The organism is Candidatus Hydrogenedentota bacterium (assembly GCA_012730045.1).
GTDB lineage: Bacteria > Hydrogenedentota > Hydrogenedentia > Hydrogenedentales > CAITNO01 > JAAYBR01.
The window spans coordinates 43,543-57,074 of the sequence record JAAYBR010000031.1; the positions used below are offsets into that span (position 1 = coordinate 43,543).

At 68.9% G+C, this 13,532-nt stretch carries 6 protein-coding genes; 2 read left to right on the top strand and 4 right to left on the bottom strand.

Features of this window, described 5'->3' with window-relative positions:
• Positions 1-4: 4 nt before the first annotated feature.
• The 4 genes from GXY15_02945 to GXY15_02960 all read right to left on the bottom strand — a co-directional run bounded on the left by GXY15_02945 (position 5) and on the right by GXY15_02960 (position 10,744).
• Complete coding sequence (locus GXY15_02945; GenBank protein ID NLV40170.1) at positions 5-3,388, bottom strand: hypothetical protein; 3,384 nt, start codon at positions 3,386-3,388, stop codon at positions 5-7.
• Positions 3,389-3,849: 461 nt separating this feature from the next.
• Positions 3,850-8,562: a hypothetical protein gene (locus tag GXY15_02950; GenBank protein ID NLV40171.1), complete on the bottom strand. Its 4,713-nt coding sequence runs from the start codon at positions 8,560-8,562 to the stop codon at positions 3,850-3,852.
• 316 nt (positions 8,563-8,878) lie between these two features.
• A complete protein-coding gene (locus tag GXY15_02955; protein ID NLV40172.1) occupies positions 8,879-9,697 on the bottom strand; it encodes a prolipoprotein diacylglyceryl transferase in 819 nt (272 codons plus the stop codon).
• 6 nt (positions 9,698-9,703) lie between these two features.
• The gene (locus tag GXY15_02960; GenBank protein NLV40173.1) at positions 9,704-10,744 is read right to left on the bottom strand and encodes a hypothetical protein; all 1,041 of its coding nucleotides are present in this window, start codon (positions 10,742-10,744) and stop codon (positions 9,704-9,706) included.
• A 110-nt stretch (positions 10,745-10,854) separates the two neighbouring features.
• Between GXY15_02960 and GXY15_02965 the strand changes: the two genes are divergently transcribed.
• Both GXY15_02965 and cysC read left to right on the top strand, forming a co-directional pair.
• The gene (locus tag GXY15_02965; protein NLV40174.1) at positions 10,855-12,570 is read left to right on the top strand and encodes an SUMF1/EgtB/PvdO family nonheme iron enzyme; all 1,716 of its coding nucleotides are present in this window, start codon (positions 10,855-10,857) and stop codon (positions 12,568-12,570) included.
• Between the two features lie 95 nt (positions 12,571-12,665).
• On the top strand, positions 12,666-13,280 hold the full coding sequence (cysC, locus tag GXY15_02970) for an adenylyl-sulfate kinase (GenBank protein ID NLV40175.1): 615 nt from the start codon (positions 12,666-12,668) through the stop codon (positions 13,278-13,280).
• Positions 13,281-13,532 lie beyond the last annotated feature (252 nt).

Consider the following 13,532-nt stretch of genomic DNA (forward strand, 5'->3'; position numbering starts at 1 on the left):
GAGGTCAGGAACGCGCCGCCCGCGAACGGACCCCCGCGCGCCTGCGGCGCCACAGCACCGCCAGCGCCAGCAGGACCGCCCCCAGCACCGCGGCGGAGGGGACGTGGAACGCCAGCAGCAGCCGTCCCGCGACAATCACGGGGGCCAGCGCCAGCCGCACACACGCCGCCAGGGCGGGGTGCGCCGCCACCATGTCCGCCACTGCGGGACTCGTGTGGTAGTAGAGGTCCACGAAAGCGGTGCCCACGGGGTTGTCAAGCAGGTACACGTCACGCACCGTGCGCAGGGTGTCCACCTGGGCCGCCATGGGGGTGCCGTAGGCCGCCGTGGCGATGAAGCAGGGGCCGCCCAGGCCCCAGCCGCCCGCGTCGGTGCCCGCCGAGATGCCGACCACCGCCACGGCCATCCCCAGAAGGGCCAGGACCGCGAAGGTGGCGTCCACGGTGGTGGCGCGGTACTCAAAGGCCCGGGGGACCACCGCGGCCGGCACGGTGGGATTGGACTTGAGGTACACCACCACATCCACGATGCCCGTCTTCTTGCTCTTGGGCGTCCGGAACTCGAAATAGTGCTCGCGGTCGCCGGGCTCCCCGATGAACAGGGAGGCGTCGGCGGTGCCGCCCGCGCCGTCTTCGTCGGCCCCGCTGTCGCGCAGCTCCACGCGGTCCACATAGCCCAGCCCGCCCTGCGGCGAATGCAGGGTCAGGACGTTTCCCCCTTTCCGGGAGCCCTTTCCCGTGACGGCGGACGCGCCGTCCACACGGACCAGGGAGACGGCGGCGGCGGCCTCCGCGGGCAGTGCCGCGCCCCTGCGCAGACTGAAGGCGTTGCCGCCGTAGAGCCGCGCCGCGGCGCTTTCGGGGGCCTGCGTGTCCGCCGTGGCCGGGCTGAGCGCAGGAGTCACCTCCGCCGCAAGCAGCTGTGACTGAAAAGCAACGTCGAGGGGCTGGGCGCTGGTCTCGGCGCCGGTGACGTAGTTCAGGGTGCTGGAAATCCCCCAGAGGGCCAGCCCGGACCGCACGTCGGCGTAGGTGATGCCGGTGTCGGCAAGGGACAGGGCCGCACGGAGCGATGTTCCGGCGGGGACCCCTGCTGCGTCGGTGGCGCGGGGGAACCGCAGCAGGCTGCCGGTGACCTCGGTGTAGTAATTGCCGCCCGCGCCGGGCGGGGGTATGGTGGCCGAGGCGTCCGGGTCGGCGTAGAGATGGACGCTGAAGTCATGGGACCCCCCGACCGCCACGCCCGCGGCAACCCCGCCGATGAGGGCCGAGGCCAGCTGCCCCGCCGGAATAGAGGGGTCGGCCGCTTTGGCGGCGGCCGCAATCTTTCGGGTCAGGCCGAGCCCGTAGAGGGGGGCTTTCGGCGCCGCAAGGGGGGGCAGCGTGAGCACCACCTTCTCGAGGCTGCCGCCGCCCGCCGTCAGTTTCACCGTGTTCTCCGCCGCCGGGTCCGAGAGGATGAAGGCGGTGAGATTGCGCCCCGACGCGTCGGTCACATGGCGCCTGTACAGGAAGGACACCGGCGTCGGCGCGGAAACCGCCCCGTCCCGCGCCGTGACCGCCGCAGTCACCGCCGCGTTGGCCGAACGGTCGGCGGACGGCGGCACCAGCACTTCGACCGAGGTGCCGTCGGGGGAAAGGTTCACCGCGCGCACCGCCTGGCCTCCGATGCTGAAGGTGGTGGTGGGGGTGAACTTGACGCCCTCAATCCGGGCGGTCACTCCACCGAACAGCCAGGCTTCGGACGGGGTGATGGAGACGATGTCCAGCGTGCGCACGTCTTCGAAGAGCGCCCCCACCGTCTTGTCGCCATCCATCAGGAGCGTGGCGGGGTTGTCCTGCACGCCGTCCAGGTCGCCGGTCCATCCGGCAAACTGAAACCCTGTGTCGGCCGTGGCGGCCAGCGTGACCTCCGTGCCGTGGACATGGCCCCCCTCCGGGGCCTCGGGAAGCGCCGACACGCGCCCGCCGGAGGCGGGGGAAACAGTCAACACATAGCGCGGCGCCTCGACGGGCACAAACACCGAGAAGCGGCTCAGGTCAGCCCGCAGGGCGCCCGTGGCACCGTCCACGGTGGGCGTGCCGGGCGCCATGGCGGGATCCGACTCCGCCACGTCCTGAAAACGCCCGTTCGCGAGCGAAACAGAAAGTTCGCCGATGCGCAACGCGTCCAGGTCCAACTCCTCCGGATACTCCCCGGCGAGCCAGGTTACGGTCACAGCCAGGGGCGAGATGTCGTCGAGCACGCGGATCTCCGCGCCGGACCGGGCCAGAAGGGTGATGCCGACCGCCGGGAAGGAAAGCGGCGCGCCGCCCAGCACGGCGAGCTGCGCCTCCGCCCAGGCGATGCGGGCGTCGGCGCCGGCGTCGCCCCCGGCCTCATCCAGCAGGCCGGCGGGATCATCACAAGCCGCCACCACCGCAAGCACCTCCTCCCCCTCCTCCACCACATCCGCGGCAGCCAGCCGCGCCGCGGTGGGCAGCTCCACCAGAAGGTCCGGACGCGGCGCCACCAGGAAGGTGCTGCCTGCGGTGTCGGGGTCCGTGAGGTCCAAACGGACCACGGCCGCATCCCGCAGCAGGGCGAACCCCTCTGTGTCCTGCATGCCGGTTTCGCTGCCGGAATGCCACAGTTCCCCCGGGCCGACCGCGTCATAGAGATCATCCGGGAGGGCGTTGTCATCCGCGTCCACCGTTCCGCCCTGCACGGACACGGTGAAGAAGAGCTGCGTTTCCAGGGTGTTCTTCAGGTCGTAGAACACGTTCACGCCGCCCGCTGTCTCAGCCAGTCCGTAGACACTCCGGGACACGGCGAGCGTGTCCAGCGCCCAATTCGTCACCCCCTCGGCGGCTGTGTTCACAAAACCCCGCAAGTCAAGAAAGGCGCAGTAGTCCGGCGGAAGGAGGAAGGAGACACCCTGGGGCTGGCGGGGCCCCGCCCCGTCGGGATCCTCGTACACCGGAAGGCCGTCGTCGTCGAGGAGCACCCCGGCGACCCGCTCAAGCGCGCCCTCCCAGTAGGGCGTGCTGGTCTCATCAAAACGGTAGGGAGACCCGCCGGAGAGGGGATAGGCCACATGGAACAGGTGGTCGTTAAGGGGAATCCCGGCAGTGGACGCACGGAACGGAACCGGCAGCGCCGAAGCGACGCTGTCCACAGGGGTTTTCAACGTGAAGACGCCCTCCGCCATGGGGGAAACGGGGGAGACCTCCGTCAGGGCCTTGTCCCGGGGGACCAACGCGTCAAGGACTGCGGCGAACGGGTCCGTCGGGGGGGCCTGGTCCGCGGCGGGGCCGGCCTGTGTCTTTGCGGGGGGAAGGGCCGCAACCGCCACGATCATCGCGGCGACCACAGCAACGGCCAGCGCCCGAAATGGTTTTTTCATCATTCCGCTCTCCTGCAAAAAGTGCCTGTGAAGGACAGCCGCCCGCCGCCATGGCCCGCAATATGTATACCGTGCGGGGACGGAACGGTTCCAAGCCGCCTCATACGGTGCCACGGCAGTGTAGCATATTGCCGCCCGTACGCGCCCCGCAGGGCGGTCGCGCCGGGTGCAGGCCCGGCCGGTCCTGGGCCGCCAAACCAAGCCCCCGCCTGCCCCGAGGGGCGGCCGGACGGGGACCACCGCCCAAAGACGAGGCCAACGGCACGGAGAGCAAACGGGTATGCATGCCCCGCCTGGCGTGAGGCGGACACTCCTGTGCGCCCTTTAGGCGGGCGCGGCATCGCCCCTATTCATCACCGAGCCCCCCGGCACTGGGCGGTCCCAGCGTGCCAAACAACAACGCGGGCGGGAGGCGTTTGCCTCCCGCCCGCGAACTTGGTTCGTGGGGGGCTGTCAGGCCCTCATCATGCGGTCGCTGCGATGACCCCGCCGGCCGCCGCGGCAACGCCGAGGATGATCAGGATGATCAGCAGCCAGTTGGTCTTCGGCTTCTCGTACTCGAAGACGTCTTCCAGGGTGGCCGCCGGCGTGGTCGGGTCCGCCTTCAGGTAGATCACCATGTCCACGACGCCGGTCTTCTTGCTCTTGGGCGTCTTGAAGTCGAAGACGTACTCGCTGTCGCCCTGCTTGCTGATGAACAGTTCCTCGGTGGCGGTGCCGCCGACGGTCCTGTTGAAGCACTTGGCCGACGGCTTCAGCACGACGCGGTCCACATAGCCCAGACCGCCGCCCGGAGACACCAGCGTGAGCTGGGTGCCGCCCTTGCGGGTGCCCTTGCCGGTGCCGTTGACCGCCTTGCCGTCCACCTTCGCCAGGCGGATCTGCGCGGCAACCTCGTCCGGAAGCAGCGCGCCCTTGCGCAGGCTGAAGCCGTTGAGGCTGTACAGGCGGTTCTTCAGCACCTGGTCCGGCCGCGCCACATCGGCGGTGTCGGGCGTCATGGCCGCGTCCACCTCATTGGCGAGGACCTCGGACTGATAGGCCACGACCAGCGGGTCGGTGTAGGACTCGTCGTTGCTGACGTAGTTGAACTGGCTTTCGACGCCGAACCACTTGAGGCCTGTGCGGACATCGCCGTAGTTGAGCTGCGCCAGCGGCAGCGGGAACGTGAGCAGCATGCCTGACGTCGTCGGAACGCCGTCCGGATTCACGGCCGGGCCGAAGGCGATCAGGGCGTTGGCGTCCTGCAGCCAGGGGACCTGCGCCTCCACCGGCGGCGTGGTGGCCTTGCCGGCCGGGTCGGTGTACAGGTGGACGCTGAAGTCGTAACCGCCGCCGATCGTGCCCTCGCTGTCGCCGGGGGCGTCAATCAGGGCGCCGGCCAGCGAACCCGCCGGGACTGCGGCCGTGGTGGCCTTGGCCGCCGCCAGCTCCAGGCGCTGGTTGAGCACGATGCCGTACACCCGGCCCTGGGCGTCCAGCGGCGGGATGGTCAGCTCGGCCTGCGTCAGGTTGTCCACACCGACGGTCAGTCCGACGGTGTTGCCCGCAGCCGGGTTGTTCAGGATGAAGGCCGTCAGATTACGGCCCTCGGCGTCCGTGACGTAGCGCTTGTAGGTGAACGGCAGGGCGGCCGTCTCGGCGCCCTTCACGGCCACAACCTGCACCGGCACGAGGGCGGCGGTGCTGTTGTCATCGGACGCCGGAATGAGCACGTCCACCGAGGTGCCGTCCGCAGCCGCATTCCAGGTCACGGCGGGCTTGCCGCCGACGGTGACCTGGGTGCCCAGCGTCAGGCCGGAACCGGTGAGCTTGGCCGTCACGCCGCCGAAAATCCACGCCTCGGAGGCGGAGATGCCGGACAGCGTCAGCGGCACCACCGCGATGGGCGTGAACACGGCACCAACGACCTTGTCGGCGTCCATCGTGAGGGCGGCGGGGTTCGCCGTCCCGGCGAGGTCCTCGGTCCATCCGGTGAACACGTAGCCGGTGTTGGCCGTCGCGGTGACGTTCACCACCGTGCCGGGCAGGTAGCCGTCGGCCGGGGCGACCAAGTCAACGGAGAGCGTGCCGCCGACCACCGTCAGCAGGCGCAGAGAGTGGCGGATCTCGCCGCCGCCCACGGCCTGGAAGGTGACGCCGATGGTCTTGTCCGACGTCATCTTGATGGTCGCGGCCAGGAACGCGGCGGCGTCCACCACGAAGTCCGGGGCCTGCGTGTTGCCGGTCCAGCCGGAGATCGCATAGCCGGCGTCCGGCGCGGCGGTGAGGCTCACCACGGAATTGACCGTGTAGGTGGCCTGCACCGGCGCGGCGGCCAGCGTGCCGTTGGACGGCGGAACCAGGGTCAGCGTGTACTGCTGGTTGGCGTCGTCATACTTCGTGTCGAGGTCGGCGGGGCCGCCCTGGACGGTGAAGGTGCTGCCGCTGACGGGGTTGCCCGCGTAGGTCAGGGAGGCGAACACGGACCCGGCGTCCGGCGCCACAAGGGCGGTCACCAGCGTGCCGGGGGCAAAGGTGCCCGCAGGCAGCACGAAGGGGTTACCGCCGATGATGAGCGTGGTGGAGGCCGGCACAAGGGTCGTCGTGCCCGTGCCCGAGCCGGAGTAGGTCAGGGTGACCACGCCGTACTGAACCGCCGTCACGATGTTGGTGAAGGTCTGTGTGTTGCTCGGGTCGGTGAGGTCCCTGATCTCAACCGTGACCGGGGCCTTGTCCGCGATTTCGAAGACCGGCGAGGTGATGTACATCTCGTTGGTCTGCGCAGGATCGTTGTCGTCAATCGCGGTCACGGAGAAGTCGCCGGTTCCGAAGCCGTAGTCAACCGCCACCTCGCGGAAATTCGCCAGCGTGTTGTTGATGTAGACCTCATAGCGGGCCTCGGCCTCAACCCTGGTCAGACCTTGGTACGCGCCCACGAGGCCGGACTTGCCGGTCGGGAACACGCCCTTGAGGATCATCGGCACCGGGGAGTTCGACGGGATCTCTGTGGGGTCGCTCTCGGTCAGGACCGTGTTGCGCAGGAAGGCCGCGCCGATGGTCTTGTTGCCGTCCATCACGAGGGCGGCCGGGTTCGGCTGGCCCGCCAGGGCGCCGGTCCATTCGTCAAACCGGAAACCCGCATTCCCCGTCGCGGTGACGGTGACGGTCGTGTTCTCAACGTAGCCGCCCGCAGGCTGCACCGGATCAAGGGCAATCGCGCCGTTGACCAGCGGGTCAACCGCCACGGTATACCTCACCACCGGTGCGAAGACCGCGCCGATGGACTTGTTGGCATCCACAAGCAGGGAGGCCGGATTGTCAGTCACGCCGGCCAGGTCGCCGGTCCAGCCGACAAAGTCATAGTCCGCATCCGGGGTGGCCGTCACGGTGACCGTGGTGCCCTCGGGATACTGCGCGAGGTTCGGGTCCAGGGCGACGGTGCCGCCGATGGACGGATTCACGGTGACGGTGTAGTTCACGACCGAGATCGGGCTGAAGTTGGCGACGACCGCCTTGTCGGCGTCCATCACGACATTGACCGGATTGACCGTGCCCGACGCGGCGCCGGACCAGAAGTCAAACTTGCTGCCGACGCCAGGCGTGGCGGTCAGTTCCACGGTCGTGCCCGCCAGATACCCCAGCGGATCCGGAGTCGGGGCAATCGAGCCGTCCCCCACCACCGAGGTGGCCAGCTGATAGCGCGGGGTCAGCAGAACAAACGCGGAGAACTGGTTTACGGTGGCGGTATACATGGCCGCGCCGGTGTCCACCACCGGGGCCGCATCGGCCACATGCCAGTCGGCCGGGTCGCCATTGGTCAGCACGCCGCCGGCGAGCACCGTGGGCACGCCCGCAACAATAAGATTCGGAACTGCCGAAGGGCTGATGTCGCCCGTCATGACCGAGATGGTGGCCGCCAGCGGCGCGATGTTCGTAAGGAGACTGTAGTTCTCGCCGGCCTTAACCGGCACGACGCCGTTGTCGACCAGCAGGACGATGTCCACCACGGGGGCGTCTTCGGGGTCGCCCTTGGCCGCAAGCTCGGCCCACGCCGTCCGCGCCGCCTCGCTGTCATCACCGTCCACGCTGTCCACGACGGCGGCAAGGCTGTCGGCCACCGACACCATCGCCAGCACCTGGACGGCCCCGGGATCCACCACGCCGGCAGTCTTCAGGGCGTCTGTGGTCGGCAGGGTGACGACCACGCCGCCCCCGGGATTCAGGACCACTGTGTCGGAAAGACCCTTGGCCGCATCGGCCAGGTCCAGGCTGGCAACCAGCACGTCGCGGACGCCGCCGCCAATGCCCGTGCTGTTGTTGGCCAGCCACAGGGTGCGGCTGCCAACGATGCCCAGATCGTCGGGGATGGCGTTAAAGTCGGCGTCGGCGTCGTCGCGGACGTCAATGGTCAGTTCGAGCGCATCCGCCTCTTCACTGCGTGCGTCGAAAAAGAGATGCGCGTCCTCAGAACCCGGCACGCCGCCGATGACCAAGTCCGGATAGCGGGAATCAAAGGGCTGCACCGGGTACTGGGGGGCCGCATCAGCGTACAGGCCGTAGATGCTCTCGGACACCGCCAAGGCGTTCAGTGTGTAGACAGCGGTCGCCGCAACCGCAGGATTCTCAACCCGCGCGTAGAGGTCAAGGGACTCGTTGTATGCGGGGGGGGCAAGCACCGACGCCCCTTGAGGGTAACGGTTGTAGCCGTCCACCGGTGCCGGACCGTCAGGATCCGTGATCTCAGGATCACCGCCCGAAAGCAGCCTTACCCCCAGGACATCCGCGAGAGGACCTGTCCAGAAAGGATAGACTGTCGTGATGTCCGGAACATCGTCCGAAGGGGCGCTTGGATCGCACTCCCCGAAGGCTCCATCCAGGACGTAGAAGACGTTGTCCTCAACGGTACCGCCGGGAGCCAAGGCGGAAATATTGGCCACCGGGATCTGCGGGGGCACCGCATTCGTGGTGGTCGTGACGATTTGAACCCCATCCAGATCGGACTGCGGCGTGATCGTCGTGATGGCCTTCTCGCCGCCGACAATCATGTCGAGCAGTCCGGCCATGTCCACCCTCCCCTCGCTGTCCGCGGCGCGGGAAGTGGCCGCGTCATGCGCGGGCACAAACCCGACCATGAACGCGAACGCGACCAGCACGGCGACGCCAGCCGTCAACGTCAGTTTTTTCGCGGTCCCCATGTGCATTCTCCTTTTCTTCGTGTGTTGCTCGGCAACAAGATACTGCCTCTGCCCAAGTGTTTTACACCAAGGCTTATTTCCTGCCGAAAGCCTCTCCGTTCCTGTCCAGAAAAACCAAACCGTCCACTTCCCGGCGGCGGCACTGGGATACGCCCACTGCCGCGACCACCGGAAAAAACATCGTCTTCAGAGTACGGCGTATGGGTTCATTATACCTGTCCACCCCCTCCATGTCAAGACATTTCCCCCGCCCTTTTTCGCGGCGCGGAGGCCGCCAGAACCCCCTGAAAAACGCGGGGATTGAGCTGCTTGGCGCTCATTGCTTCGCTCCTGATTCACCGGGCGCCGCCGTTTCCAGCGGCGCGCGGGGTTCCGCAGTATTCGCGGTATCCGGCCGCGGCGCGACGCGCAGCCGCAGCAGCCCCGCCAGACCAACCGCCAGCATCGCGGCCGCCACAGCCTGCGAGGCAGTCAGCCCCAGCAGGGGGTGCCCGCTGTCGCCCCGGAAGAACTCCGTCACAAACCGGAGCGCGCCGTATCCCGCCAGATAGCCCAGCACCACCGTGCCCGTGCGGGGGCCGCGGCGATAGACCAGGCGCAGCACGGCGAAGACCACGAGCAGGCCGAGGGTCTCGTACAACTGCACCGGATGAACGGGCAGGGAGGATGCCGGCAGGCTTTTCGGGTAATAGACTGCGCACGGCAGGGTCGTGTGGCGTCCATAGCAGCAGCCGTTGAGAAAACAGCCTATCCGCGCGATGCCGTGGGCCAGGGCCACATAGGGCAGCGCGAGGTCGCTCACGGGGATCACGGGCGCGCCGGCGCGCCGCAGGTACAGCACCACCGCCGCCACGCCGCCGACCAGCCCGCCGAAGAACACCAGCCCGCCCTCAACCAGAAACCAGCCCCACTTCAGGTCGGCCCATTCGCCGTACTGCGCCCACCACCATGTCTTCGCGCCGAGAATCCCGCCGACAAAGGCCCACACGCCCGCCAGGGTCGTGATGGGAAAGGGGCGCTCGCGGCGGAGATTCGCCCGCACCGCCAGAATCGTGCCGACCAGAAAGGCCAGCGACATCATGACCGTGTAGGAGTGAAAAGACATGCCGCCAATATGAAACAGCACGGGGCGCATGCGGGGTTACTCCCCCGCCGTCGTCGGAACTCCGAAGAGTCCGAGCAGCGCCTTGGCGGCCTCCGCCACGGAACGCCGGGAGGCGCGGTAGCCTTCCACGCCGGGGGAAAGCTCGCTTTCACAGCCGCCCCCGACCGGCCGGGCCTTCACCCGGTACACCCTCGTTCCGGGGACAAACCGCCCGTTGCAGAAAAGAATCGGCCCCCGGGTCACCTCCGGGGCGGGGGCGGTGATGTCCACAAACAACGCGGCCTCCGTCCACCCCCCGCCCAGGGCGGTCATCGTGTCCGGCGCGGCCGGATCGGCCCGCAGCACGCGGTACTCCATGCCGGACACGCCCGTCCAGGAAAGCTCAACCTCGTCCTCCCGGTCGCTGCTCGCCGTCAGGCCCTCCGGGGCGGCGCCCCGCGCACAGCCCAGGGCAATAACCCCTCCGGCGGCGTCGGTGTCCAGCGCCGTCCCGTCGGCCGAGGAGGCGGAGGACCGGAGCAGGCGCCCCGAGTGGGGCAGCGGGTCCGCCGCGTCCAGGGCGCGCAGGGCAATCGTGTCGTTCAGGAAATTGGCCTCCAGCACGCGGAAGCCCAGGGTGAACACCCGCCCCTCCGGGAGCGGCGCGTCATTAAGGCCGGTGACGACAACGCCCGCGGCGGCCAGGCCGGGGGCGTCCGACAACTCCGGAAAATGCTCCACCTCCACCACCTTCCCCGCCGCGAGCACGGCCTCCGCCGGGAGCGCGCTGGAAGACGCCGCAATGACCTCCCCCTTCTCGTCGCGGACGGGCTCGCCGTCCGCCCCGCGCTGAATTACCTCGAAGCACGCCTCCGCCGGCGCCAGCCGGGCCATGTCATAAGCGACAAAAAACACCACGGTCGCCGGCGCCGTGTCGCCGTATTCCAGGTCCACGCCAACCTCGACGAGGTCCCCCACGTTGGCATCCAGGTTCGCGGGCAGCCGCAGAACCACCTGGGCCTCCGCGGAGAAGGCCCCAAAAACCGCCGCCAACACCGCCAGCGCGGCGGCCGCCCAACCCTTTCCCTGCGTGATCATCCGTGTCCTCCGTGGGTTGCGGGCGCAATGCCCCGCGCCACTATATCGGCGCGCCGCGCGGGAATCAAGCGGGTTGTTTCCCGGCCCGCGCCCGCGCTACGCTCTTGCCCATGATTCCCGTCACCTGTCCGGCCTGCGGCCTCCAAATCCTTGTTCCAACCAAAGTACAGGGGAGGACCGGGGTTTGTTTCAACTGCGGCCAGGCGCTCACCGTTCCGGCGCCGCCGGACAAGGCCGCGCCGGCCCCCCCGCCCGCCGCCAACGGGGGCCGGAAGGACCTTGTTTTTCAGCCCGGGGACCGGCTGGCGGACCGCTATGTCATCCGCAGCCTCATCGGCCGGGGCGGCATGGGGGCGGTCTACGCCGCCCGCGACACCCTGCTGGGCGAGGATGTCGCCCTGAAATGCCTGCTGCCCGGGCTGCTGCGCACGGAGAAAGCCCGGCGCATGTTCCTGCAGGAGGCGCAGGTGACCCGCAAGCTGCGGCATGAGAACATCGTGGCCGTGCATGATGTGAGCGCCACGCCCGAGGGCATCCTGTATATCAGCATGGAGCTGGCCGCCGGTGAGCCGCTCCGGGGCTTTCTGCGGCGGCAGCGCGCCGAACGGCGGCTGGTGGAGGTCCGCTTCGCCGTCTCCGTCGTGTCCCAGATGCTCGCCGGACTGGAATACGCCCACCGCTTCGTCATCCACCGGGACATCAAGCCCGAAAACGTCATCCTCCTCGCCAACGAGCGGGTCAAGCTGCTGGACTTCGGCCTCGCCCGCGCCGTGGAGGAGGAGCTTGCCCTGGAAACCGACGGGCCGAAGAAAAAGAAACGCCTTGTCGGCACCATGGGCTACGCCGCCCCGGAACAGGTGAAGTTCCAGCCCCTCGACCCCCGCGCCGACCTCTACGCCGTCGGGCTGGTCCTTCAGGAGCTCCTCACCCTGCGCACACCCCTGGACCCGCCCCGCCCGCTGGACCAGGTCCGCCGGGACGTGTCCCCCTCCCTCGCGCGCGTGCTGGAGAAGGCGCTGGAGGAGGACCGCGACCACCGCTGGCCCGACGCCCGCGCATTCCGCGCCGCCCTTGAGGCCGCCTATGAGACCTCCTACCGCCCCCCGGCGGCGGCCGTGCCCGCAACCGGCGCCGCCGGGCCCGCCTCCACGGAGGGCATGGTGTGGTTTCCCGGCGGACGCTTCCTCATGGGGTCCAACGCCCTGCGCGAGTCCTCCCCCGAGGCCGAGGTCGCCGTGGCCCCCTTCTGGATGGACGCGCACCCCGTCACGGTGGCCGAGTACCGCCGCTATCTCGGGGAAACCGGCGCGCCATCGCCGCGCTACTGGAACGACCCCGACTGCCGCGGCGACGAGCAGCCCGTCGTCGGCGTGTCCTGGCAGGAGGCCCTGGCCTACGCCGCCTGGGCGGGCAAGACCCTGCCCACGGAGGCCCAGTGGGAGTTCGCCGCGCGGGGCCGCGAAAACCGCCCCTACCCCTGGGGCGCCCTGCCGCCCGACGCCACCCGCTGCAACTTCGGCGAGCACATCGGCGGCACCACCATGGTCACCCTCTACGACGACGGCTGCACCCCCGACGGCATCCACGACCTGGCGGGGAATGTCTTCGAGTGGACCCTTGACCCCTTCGCCCCCTACGGCACGATCCGCAACCGCCCCGAAGAGGCCGCGCAGATTCCCCGCCGGGCCGTCCGCGGCGGCTGCTTCCAGTCCCCCCCCGAAGAACTCACCACCGCGGCCCGCCGCGGCGTCTTCCCCGAGACCCAGGCCCGCACCATCGGCTTCCGCTGCGTGGTCCCCGCCCCGCAGACCGACGAAAGCGCCTGAGCATCCCGCCACAGCGCAGGCGTCACGGTGTCCCGGTTTCCTGCTATGATTGCGCCTTTGATTCCCCCAAACACCTGAAAGGAGCCTGGCATCCCATGGCGGACAATGTGAAAGCAACGAATATCACGTGGCACCACAACCTGGTCACGCTGGAGGACCGCGAGAAGAAAAACGGCCACAAGGGGGCGGTGCTGTGGTTCACCGGCCTGTCGGCGTCGGGCAAGTCCACGCTGGCGCAGGCGGTGCAGTGCGTGCTCTTTGAACGCGGCTGCCAGGCCTATGTCCTCGACGGCGACAATGTGCGCCACGGGCTGAACAAGGACCTGGGTTTCTCGCCCGCGGACCGGGAGGAGAACATCCGCCGGATCGGCGAGGTGGCCAAGCTTTTCCAGGAGGCGGGGTTCATCGCCATGACAGCGTTCATCTCGCCCTACCGCGCGGACCGCGACAGGGCGCGGGCCATCAGCGGCGACGCCTTCATCGAGGTGTATGTGAATGCCTCGCTGGAGGCCTGCGAGGCCCGCGACCCGAAGGGCCTGTACCAGAAGGCCCGCGCGGGCGTCATCCCGGAGTTCACGGGCATCAGCGCCCCCTACGAGGCCCCGGAGAACCCGGAGCTCACAGTGGACACCGCGAAACTGTCGCTGGAAGAGAGTGTGGCCCAAGTCATCGCCTGTCTGGAAGCGCGGGGCGTGCTGCTAACGAAGTAGCCCCGGAGCGTTCTAACAGCCGGATGGACAAAGCCCCCGTATCCGCCCCAGGGCGCGGCAAGCAGCGCCCCTACGGACATGTGCCGCAGGTCCGCGCAGGTAGGGCGCGGCAAGCAGCGCCCCTACGGACATGTGACCCAAGTCAGCGCAGGTAGGGCGCGGCGAGCAGCGCCCCTACGGACGTGTGACCCAGGTCAGCGCAGGTAGGGCGCGGCAAGCAGCGCCCCTACGGACATGTGACCCAGGTCAGCG